A 19,070-nucleotide genomic window follows, 5' to 3' on the forward strand; every position below is an offset into this window, starting at 1 on the left:
GATGAAAACAGAAGAGCGCTACCGGGCCGTCATCGAATGGTTCTCCAAAAACATGCCCGTGGCCGAGACCGAATTGCATTACCAAGACCCCTACCAGTTGATTGTTGCCGTTATCCTGTCGGCACAATGCACCGACAAGCGGGTCAATCTGGTTACCCCGGCCCTGTTTGAGAAATATCCCACCGCCGAGGCTCTTGCCGGGGCGACTCCCGAAGAGGTCTACCCCTACATCAAAAGCGTCTCATACCCCAACAACAAGGCGCGCCACCTGGTGGGTATGGCCCAAAAACTCCTCAGCGACTTCGGGGGCATCATGCCCCAGGAGGTCGAAGAGTTGCAAAAATTACCGGGCGTGGGACGCAAGACGGCCAACGTGGTGGCATCTGTGGCCTTCAACAAGGAGGCGATGGCCGTAGACACCCACGTCTTCCGCGTGTCGAACCGCATCGGTCTTACCCGCCACTCGAAAACGCCGCTCGAAACCGAGCGCACGCTGGTAAAGCACATTCCGAGCCATCTCCTGCCGATTGCCCATCACTGGCTCATTCTGCACGGCCGCTATGTGTGCACGGCCCGCAATCCCAAATGCGACGACTGCGGCCTGAAAAACGCATGCGCCTATTTCATAAAAAAAGAGAAAGAGAATTCTTAACGTGTCGCTATCTCACCCACCTCGGCCGACACGAAATCGATAAGCAGCCGCGGGGCTATCTTTATCTGCAACCCCCGCACTCCGGCACTCACATAGATAAAGTCATAATCGAGCGCCGTCGCATGGAAATAAGTGGGAAAATGCTTTTTCATGCCTATCGGCGAGCAGCCGCCCCGTATGTATCCGGTCGTAGGCAACAGTTCTTTCATGGCAATCATCTCGGCACTCTTGTTGCCCGATATCTTGGCGGCGGCTTTGAGGTCGACCTCCATGTCGCCGGGTATGACGCACACAAATATGCCGTTGCGGTCGCCCCGCAACACCAATGTCTTGAAAACCCGTTCTATCTCTTCGCCCAACTGCTCGGCCACATGGGTGGCCGCCAGATTCTCGGGGTCGACTTCATAAGGAATCAGTTCGTAGGATACTCCGGCCTTGTCGAGGAGGCGGGCCGCGTTGGTCTTGTTGATTTTCATACCGACTGCTTTTACGCGACAAAGATACGATGTTTCGGACAAAAAGAATCCGCCCTTCAATAATTTATCGAAGGGCGGATTGCAAATAAAAGAGGGTGAAAAATCAAATTGCTTTCTCGATGTCCCAGACAAAAGCGCGCAGGCCGAGAGCCGGTTTGGCCTCATCGAGGGTATGCAGGGCTTTGAGCACGATGCCCAACCGGGTCTCATCGACGATGGAGAGAATCGCCGAGTTCATGCTCGGCCAGGCATGAGACCCGTAATGGGGCTCTCCCGACTTGGAACCGCGCCCCTGCACATCTTGCCAATAGGTAAATCCCCGGCAGTTATTGTGGGTGAGTACATTGTAGACGTCTTCGTAATGGGCTTGGTCAAAGACTATAAATAAGGCTTTCATCGGAATGTCGTTTAGTTGTTATACTTCTTTTGCAGCTTTTTGCGCGTGCGCACAACGCCATTCTTGGCAAAGATGGCATAGACCACGGGGACTATAAGCAAGGTAATCAAGGTCGATACCGAGAGCCCCCATGCCACGGTCATACCCATGGGGCGCCACATCTCCGAACCCTCGCCCGTTCCCATGGCCATAGGTATCATACCGAATACCGTCGTGAGGGTTGTCATCAACACAGGACGCAGACGGGAGCGGCCGGCATGTATGACCGAATAGGTGATGGAATATCCTCGCTCACGATTGAGATTGGTGTAGTCGATAAGCACGATACCGTTCTTTACGACGATACCGGCCAGCATGACCAGACCTATCAGTGCCATGACGCTCAGGGGGGTGCCCGTCACGGCCAATCCCAGGAATACGCCGGTCGCCGCAAAAGGCAGCGAAAGCATGATGATAAAGGGATAGGTGAGCGACTCAAACTGGGCAGCCAACACGATGAAAACGAGCAGGACAATCATGGCGGCCAAAATCAGAAGGTCGCTGAATATGTCTTGCTGGTCTTCGAGCGAACCAGCCAGCGTGACAGAGACATCAGAGGGAAGGTCGATTTCGGCAAGGGCGGCCCTTACCTCGTTGGCCAAAGTACCCAGGGCGGCATCGGGAGCCACATATCCGGTAACGGTCACAACGCGTTCGCGGTTCTTGCGCTCGATGGTGGGCGGAGTAAGGCGTTCGACAACGGTTCCCAGTTCGCGTATGCGGACGCCGTTTCCCGCCGCGTTGTAAACGACGATGTTCTCGATGTCCTCAATCGACTGGCGGTATTCGGGAGCATAACGCACCGTGATGTCATACTCTTCGCCGTCTTCACGGTAATATGAGGCGGTAGTACCATTGATGCGGCTTCGCAGATAGGCCGACGCCGTAGCCACGTTCAAGCCGTGCAAGGCCAGTTTCTCGCGGTCGAAATCGACATGGTATTCGGGAATATAATCCTCTCGGCTGATGCTTGTTCCCGAGCAGCTCCTCATCTTGTTCATCACCTGTTGCACTTCACGGGCAATGCGGTCGGTGGTCATAAAATCATAGCCGTAAATCTCGACATCGACCGAAGACTGAGAGGCCATACCTCCGGTTCCTCCACCGGCGAGGACCTCAAACGTTTTTATCTCGACATACTTGCTCAGGTCGTGACGCATCGACTCACAGATTTCGAGCAAACCGCGTTCACGGTCACCGACACTCAGAAGGTCGATGTTCATCGACACGATGTGCGTACCGTTTTCCTGTATCGAGCCGTAGGTGTTGTCGGTATCGGCCTGTCCTACGGTGAAGTTGATGGTTTTTATCTCGGGATATTTTTCCCGGAACTCCTTGGTGACACGCAACGCCACGTCGCGAGAAATCTCGGTGCGCGTGCCGATGGGCATCTCTATGTTCACGGCCACACGGGCATTATCTTGCGTGGGGAAAAACTCAGAGGGAATCACCTTGGTCAACATCATACTGCCCGCGAAAACCAGGATAGCCATCACCACCACCAGCGTGCGGTGACCTACCGCCCAGGTGAGCAGGCGGGCATAGCCCAAGTCAAGGGCATCGAGTGCCCGTTCGATGGGGGTGAATATCAACTTGTAGATGCGACCTTTCTTGGGATTGAGCCGCAACCACTGCGAGCAGAGCATGGGAGTAAGCGAGAGAGCGGCTATCGTGGATATAATCATGATGATGCTGACAATCCAGCCCAACTGACGGAAGAGGACACCCGCCATACCGGTAATCAAGGTCAATGGCAGGAACACGGCCAACATGGTGAGTGTCGACGCGATAACCGAGATGGCCACCTCGTTGGTACCATGCACGGCGGCCTGTTTGGGTGCACTTCCCCGTTCGATGTGGTTGGTCACGTTTTCGAGCACCACGATGGCATCATCGACCACCATACCGATGGCAATACTCAACGAACTGAGCGATATGATGTTGAGGGTATTTCCCGACACCAACAGGTAACAGAACGAGGCAATGAGCGAAATAGGTATCGTGATGATGATGATGAAGGTGGCGCGCCAGCGGCCGAGGAAGAACAGCACGACGAGCATCACAATGACGAAGGTCACCAGCACCGTTTCGACAAGGCTGCTGATGGTATTCTCGATGTTGGTAGAGGTATTGATGATGATACCGAGTTTGACGTCGGAAGGAAGCGTCGACTGTATGACAGGCAATTTCTCGAGCACCTCGTTGGCAATGTTTACCGAGTTGGCCCCCGACTGCTTCTGTATCACAATCATACCGCCCTGCTTGCCGTTGTTGTAGGCTTCTTGCTCACGCTCCTTGACCGAGTCGACCACCCGGGCCACGTCGCGCAGATAGACCGAGCTGCCGTTGTAGGTGCCCACAACGATGTCGTTGAGCTGGTGAGGGTCGGAGAACTCTCCTTGCACACGCAACGAATAGGTATTGGAACCGATGTCGAAACTACCGCCGGGCGTATTGAGGTTCTCACTGGCGATAATCGACGAGATGGTCTCGACCGACAGATTATAGGCTTCGAGTTTATTCGGGTCGCAATAGACCTGGATTTCACGCTCGGGTGCACCCGAGATGGAAACGGCACCGACTCCCGAGATACGTTTCAGCGGATTGGCCACCTTGTCATCGAGAATCTTGTAGAGACCGGGCATGCTCTCCTCGGCGGTAACAGAGAGTATGACAATAGGAATATCCTCGGTACCGAACTTAAAGAGCACCGGCGTACCGGCATTGTCGGGCAACGTGGAGCGTATCATGTCGATTTTGTCACGCACATCGTTGGTAGCCACGTCGATGTCGGTACCATACTCAAATTCGAGCGTGACAATCGAGAGGTTTTCTTTCGATTGCGAAGAGATGTCTTTGAGGTCGCTCACGGTGTTGAGCGTGTTCTCCATGATTTTGGTGACGTTGGTCTCAATATCGGCGGCACTGGCACCGGGATATGAGGTAAGCACCATGATCGTGTTGGTCTCGATATTCGGCAACAAGTCGATGGAGAGGCGGGTCAACGAGAAAAGACCTATCACCACGACTGCGACAAAACAGAGGGCCGTCGTAATGGGTTTCTTGACCGCGGTGGAATAGAGACTCATATTGTTGTTTTTTTGAAGAGGTAAGACGACTTGTTATTTACTCTACAACCGTGACCTCTGCCCCGTTGTAGAGACGCGATTGTCCTGCGACGACAACACGGGCCCCGTCGGGAACTCCCGAAAGGACCTCATAGCGGGAATCGGTGCGACGTCCCAATTCGACTTTGACGAAATCGACCTTCCCGTCGTTATAGACGTAGACATAACGGTCGCCCGAGCCGGTCTGCCTCACGACAGCCAAATCGGGTAAAACGACACGGCGCTCGGTTCCGAAGTTGATGTTCACACGGGCAAACATGCCGGGACGCACCCGCATGTCTTTATTGTCCAGTTGTATCTCTACCGGGAAGGTGCGCGTAGCGGCATCGATGGTGGGATATACAAGGCTTACTTTCCCGGTAAATTTTTCGTCTTTATAGACATCGAGACGTATCGTCACCGGCATACCTTCTTTGACTTGGGTATAGAAACCTTCCGAAACGTGTATCATCAGTTTCACGGGGACAATGTTCTGCACGGTAAGGAGGGGGGTTCCCGCGGAATACATGTCGCCGTTGTCGTAGTTGCGAGCCGTCACAATACCGTCGATGGGGCTGATGAGCTGGGTGTTTTCTTTGAGGTTCTCATAAGCGGTGCGTGCCACATCGAGTTGGGTTTGCTGGGCATCGAGGAGCTGTTTCGATGTGCCTCCCACCTCATAGAGGGCCAGTTGGCGGTCATATTCGAGCTGGATATTGTCGAGTTGCGTTTTGGACTGCACGAGGCTCGAACGGTCCATCTCGGCCAGCAACTGCCCGGCTTTTACCTGGTCGCCGACCTCCACCAGAATTTTATCGATGCGTAAAACGACCGACGGAGATATGTTATTGACCACATCGGCATCGACCGTGGCGGTAAATTCCTGCGTTTGCTCGACCGGTTGCACATTTACGGTTTCGAGTCGCACCTGAGGCTTTTCTTCGACAGCCGTCGTCTGTTTCTTTTCTTCGGTACAAGCCGTGAGTACCGAAAGCGCCATGACACAAATCGCGGCATTTCTTCTAAAACATTCCATATATAAGGTATTTTTTATTTTTCTTCATCGAGTTTATAACGGTCGAAATCGACATTTCCTGAAATCTGTTCGAGGTCGGACTGTGCCGTGAGATAATCGTGTATGGCCTGGAAATAAGAGAGCCGCGACGTGGCCAAAGCCAAGTTGGCATCGTCGAGTTCGATGATGGTGGCGGCTCCGACTTCAAACTTCTTTTGCATAATCTCGTAGGCTTTCTCTGCTTGCCGCACGCCCTCTTTGCTCGATGCGACCTGCTTGATTGACGCCTTGATATTGTCCATGGCCGCTGTCAGCTGCATACGCAGATTGCGTTCGAGGTTGATGCGTTGATACTGCATCTCGTTGTAGGCGACACGAGCCTGCTTGCCTTTGTAGTACCGGGTTCCGCCACTGAAAATGGGAATCGACAACGAAAGGCCGACGTAAGAATAGGGGGTCCAACGGAAATCATCGAACATGCCGCCATTGCTCATCGAAGACCAGGTATAGGAACCGACAAAGGCCAGTGTGGGTGCCCACGACATGTGCTGGGTTTTCAGAGCCTGTTTCAGATAAGCGCTCTGCAAGTCGAGTTGGCGCAAACTGGTGTTTGCCGCCAATGACGTATCGGGTTGCAACATATCGGCATACATGTCTTCTTCATAATCGGAAAGGCGGGTGGCAAGACCGATGCGCAGCTCGGCATCGATACCCAAAAGCACTTTGAGATTGAGTTTGGCGAGACGCAAAGCATTCTCGGCCTGCAACAGCGAAGGTTCGAGGTTGCGGACTGCCACATCGGCTCGCAACACATCGTATTCCGATGCCGTACCCTGCTCAAATTTGTGCCGATAGGTATCGGCATTGGCACGAGCATTGGCGTAGCTTTGCTGCAAGACATCGTAAGAGTCTTGTGCCATGAGTATGGCATAATAGGCTTTCTTCACCTGATCGACCATCGAAAGACGCGACGAACGGGCGCTCTCGACCGATTGTTCGAGCTGCACGGCCGACAATTTGAGGCTCTTCCAAAGAGAGGGTGCTATAATCGGCAATGAAAGAGAGAAACCGGTCGACCAGGAATTATCGAGACCCACTTCGAGACCGTCGTCCATGCCGGGAATATCCATATACATAACCTGCTTTTTCAACGTACGGGAATAAGAGCCCGAATAATCGACCGTGGGCAGCAATCCTCCCAAAGTCTCACGACGGGCGTAGTCGGTGCGTTTTATTTCCATGTCGGAGACGACAATCGTCGGGTTTTCACTGAGGGCGATGGCGATAGACTGGTCGAGCGACAACGTGATGGAGTCGGTCGGCCCGGCTGCGACTCCCGTAGCGATGCCTAAAAACATCGACACAAAAGCAAACGCCATACAATTCTTCTTTTTCATTTCAGAATTCAGGTTTGGTTACTTTATGTATGTTTTGCAAGATTATGCGCAGCGACTCTTTTCAAGAGATTCTTCCACCCATATTCTCAGAGGACAGTTTCAATGTATAATCTGTTTTTTATCGCGGGAACCATATTCTCCAACAAGGGTCAACCTTCTACGATTGTCATTCTCAAAGGAAAGCCCTTTGGCAAGAGAGTGTGGCATGACATCAATTCATGTCGGCTTCGGCAAAATAACGATTGATGATTTCCAACCCCTTCTCGGTGGCAATGCCGCGTATAAAGGTTTTGAAAATCATCTCAAACGCTTCCATGAAGGTAAACTCCACGGTGCATATCTCGTCGAGGCTGAAAAGAATATCGAATTTTGTCGAGAGGAGTTGTGCCACAATGTCACAACGGCACTCTTTGAGAATGACCCCTTCGGCCTGGCCTTGTTCGAGAATGTGGCGCATACTTTCGGTTTGGGAAGCCCGCTCATCATCGAACATGCGCGACACCTGGGGGTGATAACGTTTCAGGTCGGAAAAATAGTTGCGATTTACATTGCGCATGCGTTTCCATTGTATCATAAAGACTTCGAGCAAAAACACCAAGGCATTGTCGACTTTCTGGGCAACCTCCAACGACATTTTTTCTATCTCCCTACGATTCCATGTAAGGCATTCGAGCAAAAGTTGGTCTTTGTCTTTAAAGAGTTCATACAAAGTTCGTTTTGAAATACCCACCTGTGAAGCGATATAATCCATCGTTATGGATTTGATGCCATGGCGGAGGAAGAGGGCAAATGAGGTTTCTATTACTCGTTGTTTCAGATCGCTGGTCATTGTAAAATATAGATATTGGAGCACAAAGATATAAGAAAACTCAATGAAAGGGAAAAGTTTTCTTGGATTTGTGCATATACACTGTTAATTCATGTAAACTCCGTTGTGGAGGGCTTTCCCGGCAAACCGTGTCGAATCAACAATCGCAAAGCACCCAACCATGACAATGCAACACAAAACAAGCCATAAAACAGACAATTTATCGGCATACGCCTTGTTTCAATATAATTTTGTTTAAAAATCACATTTTATGATGCTACTTTTCCATATAAATTCCTATATTTGTAGAGCTGAAATTTGGCCTGACTCAAAAGCAGGCCGTTTTTACTGTTTAAATCTTTATATAAACATATATGGCAAAAGTTACGAAAGAAGCCGCCTTGCGCTACCACAGCGAAGGTCGCCCGGGGAAAATAGAAGTAATCCCCACCAAACCTTACAGTACCCAAATGGACCTCTCGCTCGCCTATTCTCCGGGTGTAGCCGAGCCGTGTCTCGAAATCGAAAAAGATGCCCAGACAGCGTATGAATACACCTCGAAAGGCAACCTTGTTGCGGTCATCTCCAATGGTACGGCCGTGCTGGGACTTGGCGACATAGGAGCCTTGGCCGGCAAACCCGTAATGGAAGGCAAAGGACTACTGTTCAAGATTTTTGCCGGCATCGACGTGTTCGACATCGAAGTCAACGAGAAAGACCCCGAGAAATTCATTCAGGCCGTGAAGGCCATCGCCCCCACCTTCGGCGGCATCAACCTCGAAGACATCAAGGCTCCCGAGTGCTTCGAAATCGAAAACCGGCTGAAAGCCGAGCTCGACATTCCCGTCATGCATGACGACCAGCACGGAACGGCCATCATCTCCGGCGCCGGACTGCTCAACGCCCTCGAAATCCAAGGCAAGAAAATCGAAGACGTGCGCATCGTCGTGAACGGAGCCGGCGCATCGGCCATCTCCTGCACCAAGCTCTACATCATGCTCGGCGTGAAACCCGAAAACGTGGTGATGGTCGACAGCAAAGGGGTCATCAACGACAAACGCACCGACCTCAACGAGTCGAAAAAACAATTTGTCACCCACCGCGACATCAGCACACTGGCCGAGGCCATGAAAGGCGCCGATGTGTTCTTGGGACTCTCCCGTGCCGATGTATTGAGCCCCGAGATGGTGCAGTCGATGAACGACCGCCCCATCGTCTTCGCATTGGCCAACCCCAATCCCGAAATCTCGTATGAAAAGGCCAAGGCTTCGCGTCCCGACCTGATTTTTGCTACCGGCCGTTCGGACTATCCCAACCAAATCAACAACGTGCTGGGATTCCCCTACATCTTCCGCGGCGCACTCGACGTGCGGGCCACCTGCATCAACGAAGAGATGAAACTGGCCGCCGTCTATGCCATCGCCTCCTTGGCCAAAAAACGAGTACCCGACGTGGTGAACGCCGCATACGGCGTCGAAAGCATCAGCTTCGGCCCTGAATACATCATACCCAAAGCCCTCGACCCGCGCCTGCTCACCACCGTGGCTCCGGCTGTGGCACAAGCCGCCATCAAATCGGGCGTGGCCCGCAAGACCATCGACAACTGGACGGCTTATCAAACCAAGCTCGAAGCCCTCATGGGCTACGACAACAAGATGTTGCGCAACTTCACCGACATGGCCAAGCAAAACCCCAAACGCGTGGTATTTGCCGAGGCCAACCATGTGAACATGCTCACCGCCGCCGTCACGGCATACCAGGAAGGCGTATGCCACCCTATCCTCCTGGGTAACGCCGACTACATCAGGAACCTCGCCAAGGATTTGGGACTGAGCCTCGACGGCATCGAAATCGTCAGCCTGCGTAGTGAAGCCGAAGCTCACCGCCGCCGGCACTATGCCAAAATATTGTCGGAAAAACGTCACCGTGAAGGCATCACCCCCGACGAAGCCAACGAGAAGATGTATGACCGCAACTACTTCGGCATGATGATGGTCGAATGCGGCGATGCCGACGCCTTCATCACCGGTACCTATACCAAATATACCGAAACGATACAGATTGCCAAAGATGTCATCGGCATTCGCGAGGGCCACACCCACTTCGGTGCCATGCACATCATCACGACCCCCAAAGGCACCTTCTTCCTGGCCGACACGCTCATCAACCGTCACCCCAATACCGAGACACTCATCGATATTGCCAAGCTCGCCAACGAAACCCTCAAATTCTTTGCCCAAGAGCCCAAAATCGCCATGCTCTCCTACTCCAACTTCGGTGCCGACAAAGTGGGCAGCCCGGCTCTCGTGCACGAAGCGGTTGCCGCCATGCAACGCGAATATCCCGACTTGGCCATCGACGGCGAGATGCAGGTGCACTTTGCCCTGAACAAGGAGTTGCGCGACCGCACCTTCCCGTTCAGCCGACTGGCCGGCAAAGATGTCAACACGCTCATCTTCCCCAACCTCAGCTCGGCCAACTCGGCCTACAAGCTGCTGCTCGAAATGGGCATCGGCAACTCCATCGGCCCGATACAGATGGGCTTGAACAAGCCGATTCACTTCACCGACATCGAGAGCTCGCCGCGCGACATCGTCAACCTCACCACCGTTGCCGTGGTCGACGCCATCGTACAAGAGAAAATCGAGAAGAAATAAGTTTTTCAATCTTTCACCGACGGCACCGTCCCGAATGATTTCGGAACGGTGCCGTTTTCCTATCCGACTTCGCTGCCATGAAAAAAACGCTTTTACTGCTTTTCCTGTTTGCCACCTCAGTCCTTTCGGCTCAAAACGTGGTCAACATTCAATACTCTGATAGTGACGACCCTGTGTGGAAACTATACGCCAAGGCACAAAACTGTCATTATATGCGAGTGACCCTGTCGGGAGATTTCTCCGGGAAAACACGGTACAGGGTTTTTCAAAACGTCTGCCGGGACGGGCACATCACGACACAAAAAGATGTCCTGCCCGAACGATTCTACTGGTCGTCGATAAACGACTCCATCATAACCATCGACTTCCTCTCCTATCCTGTAACTCCCGACAGCGTGAAAATAGTCACTGACAACAGTGCCTACGACATCTCCAAAAGCATGGAATTCGCATCTGGTGGCATCTTCATGGAGACCCTTAGCGAAGAACCTTACACCACTTGGCAAGAGATACCTTTTATCGCCTATACCTCGGGTATCATAGAACCGATAGTCATTGAGGGTAAAAGTTACGACGCACAGAAATTCTGTAAATTGCGAGACATGAAATTGCACCCGATAAAATGGAAAGACATCGAAGGGGTGAGCGACTACATCTATTTCTCAATCATCTTTCAATAAACCGGGCCACAAACAAGCCGAGGCGGTAATGGTTGTTCCATCACCGCCTCGGCTGTATAGTGAATCCGATATTTTTACGAACGAGGAGTGAAACGCAACTCTTTACCCCGGCAGGAAGGCTCGACCTGCCCGTTCTGATAGGCTATGATGCCATTGACAAACGTGGTGTCGATGGTCACCGGGAACGTATGGTTCATAAAGGGCGACCAGCAGCACTTGGTCAACACGTTCTCGGGAGTGACGGTATAAGGCTGTTGCGGGTCGACCAGCACCATATCGGCATAATATCCGGGACGGATAAATCCGCGGCGTTCGATTCCGAACAACTTGGCCGGAGCATGGCACATGCGTTCGACAACGGTCTCGACGGGAATCACGCCCTGCAACGATTTTTCGAGCATCACTTGCAAGGAGTGTTGCACCAGGGGGCCGCCCGAGGCGGCTTCGAGGCACGACCCCTCCTTCTCGGCCAAGAGGTGCGGAGCGTGGTCGGTGGCCACGACATCGATGCGCCCCGAGACAGTGGCCTGCATGAGTGCTTCGCGGTCGGCCGCCGTCTTGATGGCCGGGTTCCACTTGATAAGGTTCCCATACTCGGCATAGTCGCGGTCGTCGAAAAAGAGGTGATGCACGCACACCTCGCCGGTGATGCGTTTTTCCTCAATGGGGCCGTCACTCAGGAGGGTCAACTCCTTGGCCGTGGAGAGATGGAGCAAATGCAATCGGGCATTGTAACGTTGCGCCAATTCTACGGCCTGCGACGAGGAGGCATAACAGGCTTCGGCACTGCGTATCAGCGGGTGAAAGGTCACCGGCAGGTTTTCGCCGAACTCTTCGATGTACTTCTGTTTGTTGGCCTTGATGATTTCTTCTTTTTCGCAATGCACGGCAATGAGCGCGGGTGCCTCGGAGAAGATGCGGGACAGCGCGTCGGCATTATCGACCAGCATATTCCCGGTCGACGAGCCCATAAACACTTTCACGCCGCACACCCGGCGATAGTCGGCACGAAGCACCTCTTCGATGTTTTCGTTGGTCGCACCGATGTAGAACGAATAGTTGGCCAATGAAGTCTGTGCCGCACGGGCGAACTTCCAGTCGAGCGCGTCACGCGTAATCGTCGGAGGCTTGGTGTTGGGCATCTCCATGAAGGAGGTGACGCCCCCGGCCACAGCGGCCATCGACTCGGTATTGATGTCGGCCTTGTGGGTAAGGCCGGGCTCCCTGAAATGCACCTGGTCGTCGATAACACCCGGCAGGAGCCACTTGCCGGTGGCATCGATGACGCGGTCGACATGGCCTTCGATGTCGGCATAAGAATCGTCGGTATAGACGGTCGAGATGGTATCACCGACCACCAGCACCGAAGCCAACTGGCTTTTGCCCTCGTTGATGAGCAGGGCATTTTTTATCAAGAGACTTTTCATGGGTGCCTCAACGGGTTATTGTTTGCTTTTCTGGGGATATTTCCTGAACCAGCTCCAAAATTTGAGCCGCAGGACACCGAAGACCGCTTCGCCGAAGATGCCGCCGCTCATCTTGCTCACGCCGAGTTCGCGGTTGATGAAGATGATGGGCACTTCGGTTATCTTGAATCCGCACTTGTAGGCGGTAAACTTCATCTCGATCTGGAAGGCATATCCTTTGAAGTGGATACGGTCGAGTTCTATCGTTTCGAGCACCTCGCGACGGTAGCAGACAAAACCGGCCGTGGTGTCGGCGATTTTGAGTCCGGTGACGATGCGCACATATTTCGAGGCGTAGTATGACATGATGACGCGCCCCATGGGCCAGTTGACCACGTTGACGCCAGTAATGTAACGCGAACCGATGGACATGTCGGCTCCCCCGTTGGCACAGGCGTCGTAGAGACGCAACAGGTCGTTGGGGTTGTGGGAGAAATCGGCGTCCATCTCGAAGATGTAGTCATACTTCTGCTCGATGGTCCATTTGAAGCCGGTGATGTAGGCCGTGCCGAGGCCGAGTTTTCCCCGCCGCTCGATCATGTGCAGACGGCCGGCAAACTCGTCGGCCTGCAACCGCTTGACGATGTCGGCGGTACCGTCGGGCGAACCGTCGTCGATAATCAACACATCGAACACATGCGGCAACGTCATCACCGCGCGTATGATATTCTCTACATTTTCTTTTTCGTTATAGGTCGGAATGATAACCACCCCGTCGGCTTTTTTCTGGACTTCACTCATAAATTTGAGGCGTTGGTAAGTGGCTACAAAGTTAAACGAAATAGGGAGATTGCAAAACTTCCTCGGTATAAAATATCGGAATGCGACCCGGTTTTGGGGACGAAACGTTCATTTTTGCCAACCGCGGAGGCTCCGAAGGCGTGCGAGCAGGAGGATAGGGGAACGGCAAAACGGACGCGGGAATTTCCGTCGGAATTTTGTTTTTACATTCCAGTCTCCTGCATTTTGAGGTAAAAAATGTATTTTTGCGACAACATTTCAGAATCATGGTCGAACTCCATTCGTTACAAAATCTGTTCTTGACAACGGCTCGCGGCGAAGCCTTGAAGCGTTTTGTCAAGGACGGCACTCTCTCCCGGCTGCATGTCTCGGGGCTGCAAGGCTCGGCGGCGGCGTTGCTGCTTTCGGGGCTTCCCGAGTGCGGCGTCACGACGCTTTTCATCGCCAACGACGCCGAAGAGGCCGGTTATCTCTACAACGACTTCACCCAGATACGGGGCGACGAGCGGGTGCTGTTTTTCCCCTCGGGCTACAAGCGGGCGTTGAAATACGGGCAGGTCGACCCGGCCGCCGACATTCTCCGCACCGACACCATCAACCGCCTGCAACAGGCCGCCGAACCGCTCATCGTGGTGACCTACCCCGATGCGCTTTGCGAAAAGGTGGCCTCGAACGAAGAGCTGCACCGCAACACCCTGCGGCTGGCCAAGGGCGAGAAGTGCAACCTGACCGATGTGGCCGACATTCTCTCGGGCTACGGATTCGAACGCGTCGACTATGTCTACGAGCCGGGGCAGTTTGCCGTCAGAGGCAGCATTGTCGACGTCTATTCGTTCTCCTCCGACCTGCCCTTCCGCATCGACACTTTCGGCGATGAAATAGAGAGCATACGGGCGTTCAACATCGACACGCAACTTTCGCAAGAGCCCGTCGAGGAGATTTCCATCATTCCCGACCTGCAAAAGGGTTCCGAGTCGGGCATCTCGCTGCTGCAATTCATCGACCCGCATACGATGCTCGCGGTGAAAGACCTGGCCTGGGTGCTCGAACGCATGCACAGCATCGCCACCGACACCATCTCGCAGCAGCTGCTCATCACCGAGGAGGGCGACCTGCATGCCCGCGAGAAACTTATCGACGTCGACGAGTTTGCCCGCGGCGTGCTCGACTTCAAACGCATCGACTACGGCAACAAGCCGTTCCACGGAGAGACGGGTGCGACCCTGGCGCTGAACTGCTCGCCGCAACCCATCTACCACAAGAATTTCGACCTCGTGAGCGAATCGTTCTCTTCGCTGCTGCACGAGGGCTACTCGCTCTATATCCTGAGCGACAGCGAGAAACAGACACAACGCATCGCCAACATTTTCGAGGACAAAGGCGAAGACATCGCCTTCACCGCCGTCAACAAAACCCTGCACGAGGGATTCATCGACAACGAATTGCACCTCTGCTTCTTTACCGACCACCAGCTCTTCGATCGATTCCACAAATACCGGCTGCGCAGCGAGAAGGCCCGCTCGGGCAAACTGGCGCTGTCGCTCAAAGAGCTGCGCCAGTTCGAGGTAGGCGACTACATCGTGCACATCGACCACGGCGTGGGCAAGTTCGGCGGGCTGTTCCGTGCCGAGCTCAACGGCACCATGCAAGAGGTCATCAAGCTCATCTATCAGAACGACGACATTCTCTTCGTCAACATACACGCCCTGCACAAACTGGCCAAATACCGGGCCAAGGAGGGTGAACCGCCCCGCATCAGCAAACTGGGGTCGGGCGCCTGGGAGCGCATGAAGGAGAAGACCAAGAGCAAGATGAAAGACATCGCCCGCGACCTCATCAAGCTCTATGCCCAACGATGCAACGAAAAGGGCTTTGCTTTCTCGCCCGACACCTTCATGCAACACGAGCTCGAAGCCTCGTTTATCTATGAAGACACGCCCGACCAACTGAAATCGACGGCCGAAGTGAAAGCCGACATGGAACGCGACCGCCCCATGGACCGCCTCATCTGCGGCGACGTGGGCTTCGGCAAGACCGAAATCGCCATACGCGCCGCCTTCAAGGCCGCCTGCGACAACAAGCAGGTGGCAGTGCTGGTACCCACGACGGTGCTGGCCTTCCAGCATTTCAAGACATTCAGCGAGCGGCTCAAAGATTTCCCCGTGAAAGTGTCGTACCTGAGCCGCGCCCGCACCTCGGCACAAATCAAAGAGACCATCAAAGGCATCGCCGACGGCAGCATCAACATCGTCATCGGCACGCACCGCCTCATCGGGAAAGACGTGAAATTCAAAGACCTCGGGCTGCTCATCATCGACGAGGAACAGAAATTCGGCGTCGCCGTGAAAGAGAAACTCAAACAGATGCGCGTCAATGTCGACACCCTCACCATGTCGGCCACCCCTATCCCCCGCACGCTGCAATTCTCGCTCATGGGAGCCCGAGACCTCTCGGCCATCACCACGCCGCCCCCCAACCGCTACCCGATACAGACCGAGGTGCACGCCTTCAACGAAGACATCATACGCGAAGCGGTCAACTTCGAGTTGAGCCGCGGCGGACAGGTTTTCGTCGTGAACAACCGCATACCGCAACTCTACGACCTCGAACGGCTCATTCACAAACTCGCACCGGGTGCCCGCACCGTCATCGGCCACGGGCAGATGAACCCCGAGGAGCTCGAACGGGCCATCTTGGGCTTTGCCGACTACGAGTATGACGTGCTCATCGCCACGACCATCATCGAGTCGGGCATCGACATGCCCAACACCAACACCATCATCATCAACAACGCCCAGAACTTCGGCCTGAGCGAGCTGCACCAGTTGCGCGGCCGCGTGGGTCGCAGCAACAAAAAGGCTTTCTGCTACCTGCTCACCCCTCCCCTGCGCGAACTTACGGTCGACGCGCGACGCCGCTTGCAGGCCATCGAGAGTTTCTCGGAACTGGGCAGCGGCATACACATCGCCATGCAAGACCTCGACATACGCGGAGCGGGCAACCTGCTGGGCGCCGAACAGAGCGGATTCATCGCCGACCTCGGCTACGAAACCTACCAGAAAATCCTGCGCGAAGCGGTGCAGGAACTGAAAGAAGACGAGTTTGGCGACCTCTATGCCTCGACCGACGACGAACCGGAGAGCTACTCGGCCGACTGCCAAATCGAGTCGGATCTCGAACTGCTCTTCCCCAACGACTACATTCCCGGCGCCTCGGAACGCATCTCGCTCTACCAGGAACTCGACAACATGGAGAAGGAGAGCGACATTCAGGCGTTTGCCGAACGGCTGCGCGACCGCTTCGGCCGCATACCGCACGAGGGCGAAGAACTGATACGCGTGGTGAGCCTGCGCCGCATGGCCAAGCAACTGGGCATGGAAAAGGTGGTGCTGAAACAGGGCAAGATGATTCTGCATTTCGTCTCGGACGAGCACACACGGTATTTCCAGTCGCCGGCCTTCGGCAAGATACTGACCTACCTGCAAAAGTATCCCCGCCGCTGCCAGCTGCGCGAGATAAAGGGAAAACGGTCGATGGTCGTGGCTCAGGTCGACTCGGTAAAATGCGGCATGGAGATTCTCCAAGAGATTCTCAACCTCGACGCGGCATAAACACACGAAAATTTTTTCCGGGATTCCCGTCCGGAGACAGGGGCGACGATTCACGCCGGATTCCGAGCCGACACCCGAAACGACGGGGAGGTTACGGTCTTTTGCTTTTGCTCGCTGCTCCACCACTCCCCCGCTGTTCTTTGCATTTTCCCGCTGTCCTTGTCATTCCCCGCTTGACGGGGAATCCTCCCGCATGGCAAAAAGCCGGGAAATGACAAAAACTCCAAACCAACGCAAAAAATAAAGCGGGGAAACTGTAACCTTTTCCTTACTTTTGCGACTAAGAGAGAAAAAACCTCTACTTACAAACCCCATGAAAAAGACCTGTCTGCTTCTATTACTGTGTTTGCTGGCAACAGCCTGCAACCGCTGTCTGACCCTCGAACAGCCCGAGATAACCCACAATCTCTCCACAAATAATCTGGTCCTCGAACGCATCGTGTGCACCCCCGAGGCAACGCGCCTCGACCTAACCGTATGCTGCCTGCCGGGAGGTCGATTCTCCCTATCGCCCGAGACGCATTTGCAAAGCTCGAAAGGGGAACGGAAATATGCCCTCACCCGAACCGAAGGCGTCGAGACAGGGAAGAAAATCCAATCCGATTCGACAGGACTCACCGCCGTCTCCCTGTTTTTCGAACCATTGGCCGACGACGAAGAACAAATCGACTTCATCGAAAGCGAAGAGTGGCAACTCCTCGGCATCAGCCTCTCTCCTCGAAAGAAACCGGCCAAAATCGAATGCCTCATCGAAGGGACGGTCACCGGCCGCCCCCAAAGCACGGCCATCTTGCTCAATAGCCCCGAAGAGGTGTTCAACCGATACGCATCAAAAGGAAACATCGTCATTCCCGTGCGCAACGGGAAGTTCTCCTATCGGTTACGAACCGACACCTGCACGGCCTACGGGCTCTGTTTCAACGACGAGTGGATAAACGGCCGCGCATACATCAAAGATTTCTTCGCCGAGCCGGGGCGTCTCGTGCTCACTATCAAAGGTGATGACACATTTCGTGTCGAAGGGGGCAAACTCAACGATGAGTACCAACGGCTCCGCTCCTATGGCCATGAACGCATGCAACCCATTTTTGACAGGCGCGACTCACTCGATAAAGCCCGAAAATTCTACACGCCGGAAGTCTATGCCCTCTTCGACGAGATGGACTCCTGCTCCGACCGTACCAAACTGAACTTGCTGAGCGAGAAATTCCAAAACCTGCGGGTCGACGGGAAAGCATACAGCCGGGAAGGCGATGCCTGGGACAAAACAGCACAAAAGACCATTACCGAAATCGGAGAATGGGAGTTTGCCCAAATCAAGGGACACCCCTCACTGGCCACCTATTACCTGCTACACGAGAAACTGAAAGCGTGCATCGTCTATGACAAACAGCCGGCACCCGATTCTCTGGTCGATGTTTACCGTACCCTATACCTCCCCTCCTATCCCGAACACCCTTTCACCCGGGAAATCGGGACATACCTCCAATCACAACAGACATTTGTCGGAGGGAAATACATCGACCTCGTTCTGCCCGATACCACAGGCACGCCGCACCGGCTCTCTGAACTGCTACGGGGCAGCAAGATTGCCCTCATCGACTTCTGGTCGATTCACTGCGGGCCCTGCCGCCGCACCTCAAAGGCAATGATTCCCGTGTATGAAAAGTACAAGGACAAGGGGTTCTGCATCGTCGGCATCAGCCGCGACGGCAGACAACAGATGATACGGGGCATACGCCATGACGGTTACCCGTGGATAAACCTCATCGACGAATACAACAGAAACCAGATATTCAAAAGCTACGGTATCGACAATTCCGCCGGCTACACGTTCCTGGTCGACAGCTGCGGCACCGTCATCGCCGCCGGCGCTTCGGCCGAAGAGATGACGGCCATCGTCGAGAGATATTGCCAGTGACGACTTCCCGTCTTTCCCGCCTGGCAGGGAAACAGCGGCGCAAAGGGGTTCCGGGCAACCCTTCCTTTTGAGCCCTCCTTCGCACGAGAAGGGAGTGGACATG

The 19,070-nt window shown here is 54.1% G+C and carries 13 protein-coding genes; 5 read left to right on the forward strand and 8 right to left on the reverse strand.

What is annotated here, in order from left to right:
* Position 1 precedes the first annotated feature (1 nt).
* Positions 2–652 (forward strand): endonuclease III, encoded by a 651-nt coding sequence (gene nth, locus IAD09_05775; protein HIT81729.1) that lies wholly within the window; start codon positions 2–4, stop codon positions 650–652.
* On the opposite strand, the gene ybaK is transcribed toward nth, so the two are convergent.
* From ybaK to IAD09_05805, 6 genes are all read right to left on the reverse strand, one after another.
* Positions 649–1,128 (reverse strand): Cys-tRNA(Pro) deacylase, encoded by a 480-nt coding sequence (gene ybaK / locus IAD09_05780; protein HIT81730.1) that lies wholly within the window; start codon positions 1,126–1,128, stop codon positions 649–651. The genes nth and ybaK overlap by 4 nt on opposite strands.
* A 103-nt stretch (positions 1,129–1,231) precedes the next feature.
* Positions 1,232–1,525, reverse strand: coding sequence for a hypothetical protein (locus tag IAD09_05785; protein HIT81731.1), 294 nt, complete (start codon positions 1,523–1,525; stop codon positions 1,232–1,234).
* Between the two features lie 11 nt (positions 1,526–1,536).
* On the reverse strand, positions 1,537–4,653 hold the full coding sequence (locus IAD09_05790) for an efflux RND transporter permease subunit (protein ID HIT81732.1): 3,117 nt from the start codon (positions 4,651–4,653) through the stop codon (positions 1,537–1,539).
* Between the two features lie 37 nt (positions 4,654–4,690).
* Positions 4,691–5,707 (reverse strand): efflux RND transporter periplasmic adaptor subunit, encoded by a 1,017-nt coding sequence (locus tag IAD09_05795; GenBank protein ID HIT81733.1) that lies wholly within the window; start codon positions 5,705–5,707, stop codon positions 4,691–4,693.
* 14 nt (positions 5,708–5,721) lie between these two features.
* Positions 5,722–7,065 (reverse strand): TolC family protein, encoded by a 1,344-nt coding sequence (locus IAD09_05800; protein ID HIT81734.1) that lies wholly within the window; start codon positions 7,063–7,065, stop codon positions 5,722–5,724.
* A 229-nt stretch (positions 7,066–7,294) separates the two neighbouring features.
* Positions 7,295–7,912, reverse strand: coding sequence for a TetR/AcrR family transcriptional regulator (locus IAD09_05805; GenBank protein HIT81735.1), 618 nt, complete (start codon positions 7,910–7,912; stop codon positions 7,295–7,297).
* A gap of 353 nt (positions 7,913–8,265) precedes the next feature.
* On the opposite strand from IAD09_05805, the gene IAD09_05810 reads away from it, so the two are divergent.
* Together IAD09_05810 and IAD09_05815 are read left to right on the forward strand one after the other, a co-directional pair.
* Positions 8,266–10,548, forward strand: a complete 2,283-nt coding sequence (locus IAD09_05810; protein ID HIT81736.1) for an NADP-dependent malic enzyme — start codon at positions 8,266–8,268, stop codon at positions 10,546–10,548.
* Between the two features lie 77 nt (positions 10,549–10,625).
* Positions 10,626–11,228, forward strand: a complete 603-nt coding sequence (locus IAD09_05815; protein ID HIT81737.1) for a hypothetical protein — start codon at positions 10,626–10,628, stop codon at positions 11,226–11,228.
* 74 nt (positions 11,229–11,302) lie between these two features.
* Here IAD09_05815 and IAD09_05820 read toward each other — a convergent pair whose 3' ends face one another.
* Both IAD09_05820 and IAD09_05825 read right to left on the reverse strand, forming a co-directional pair.
* Complete coding sequence (locus IAD09_05820) at positions 11,303–12,655, reverse strand: dihydroorotase (GenBank protein ID HIT81738.1); 1,353 nt, start codon at positions 12,653–12,655, stop codon at positions 11,303–11,305.
* A gap of 15 nt (positions 12,656–12,670) precedes the next feature.
* Complete coding sequence (locus IAD09_05825; protein ID HIT81739.1) at positions 12,671–13,435, reverse strand: polyprenol monophosphomannose synthase; 765 nt, start codon at positions 13,433–13,435, stop codon at positions 12,671–12,673.
* A gap of 266 nt (positions 13,436–13,701) precedes the next feature.
* On the opposite strand from IAD09_05825, the gene mfd reads away from it, so the two are divergent.
* Both mfd and IAD09_05835 read left to right on the forward strand, forming a co-directional pair.
* Positions 13,702–17,046: a transcription-repair coupling factor gene (mfd, locus tag IAD09_05830; protein ID HIT81740.1), complete on the forward strand. Its 3,345-nt coding sequence runs from the start codon at positions 13,702–13,704 to the stop codon at positions 17,044–17,046.
* 313 nt (positions 17,047–17,359) lie between these two features.
* Complete coding sequence (locus IAD09_05835) at positions 17,360–18,967, forward strand: AhpC/TSA family protein (GenBank protein ID HIT81741.1); 1,608 nt, start codon at positions 17,360–17,362, stop codon at positions 18,965–18,967.
* Positions 18,968–19,070 lie beyond the last annotated feature (103 nt).

The organism is Candidatus Caccoplasma merdavium, from assembly GCA_018715595.1.
Taxonomy (GTDB): Bacteria; Bacteroidota; Bacteroidia; order Bacteroidales; family UBA11471; genus Caccoplasma; species Caccoplasma merdavium.

Excerpts from the sequence above, each read along its gene's own strand:
- nth (HIT81729.1), top strand. The coding sequence starts at position 2 with ATGAAAACAGAAGAGCGCTACCGGGCCGTCATCGAATGGTTCTCCAAA.
- ybaK (HIT81730.1), bottom strand. The coding sequence starts at position 1,128 with ATGAAAATCAACAAGACCAACGCGGCCCGCCTCCTCGACAAGGCCGGA.
- IAD09_05785 (HIT81731.1), bottom strand. The coding sequence starts at position 1,525 with ATGAAAGCCTTATTTATAGTCTTTGACCAAGCCCATTACGAAGACGTC.
- IAD09_05790 (HIT81732.1), bottom strand. The coding sequence starts at position 4,653 with ATGAGTCTCTATTCCACCGCGGTCAAGAAACCCATTACGACGGCCCTC.
- IAD09_05795 (HIT81733.1), bottom strand. The coding sequence starts at position 5,707 with ATGGAATGTTTTAGAAGAAATGCCGCGATTTGTGTCATGGCGCTTTCG.
- IAD09_05800 (HIT81734.1), bottom strand. The coding sequence starts at position 7,065 with ATGGCGTTTGCTTTTGTGTCGATGTTTTTAGGCATCGCTACGGGAGTC.
- IAD09_05805 (HIT81735.1), bottom strand. The coding sequence starts at position 7,912 with ATGACCAGCGATCTGAAACAACGAGTAATAGAAACCTCATTTGCCCTC.
- IAD09_05810 (HIT81736.1), top strand. The coding sequence starts at position 8,266 with ATGGCAAAAGTTACGAAAGAAGCCGCCTTGCGCTACCACAGCGAAGGT.
- IAD09_05815 (HIT81737.1), top strand. The coding sequence starts at position 10,626 with ATGAAAAAAACGCTTTTACTGCTTTTCCTGTTTGCCACCTCAGTCCTT.
- IAD09_05820 (HIT81738.1), bottom strand. The coding sequence starts at position 12,655 with ATGAAAAGTCTCTTGATAAAAAATGCCCTGCTCATCAACGAGGGCAAA.
- IAD09_05825 (HIT81739.1), bottom strand. The coding sequence starts at position 13,435 with ATGAGTGAAGTCCAGAAAAAAGCCGACGGGGTGGTTATCATTCCGACC.
- mfd (HIT81740.1), top strand. The coding sequence starts at position 13,702 with ATGGTCGAACTCCATTCGTTACAAAATCTGTTCTTGACAACGGCTCGC.
- IAD09_05835 (HIT81741.1), top strand. The coding sequence starts at position 17,360 with ATGAAAAAGACCTGTCTGCTTCTATTACTGTGTTTGCTGGCAACAGCC.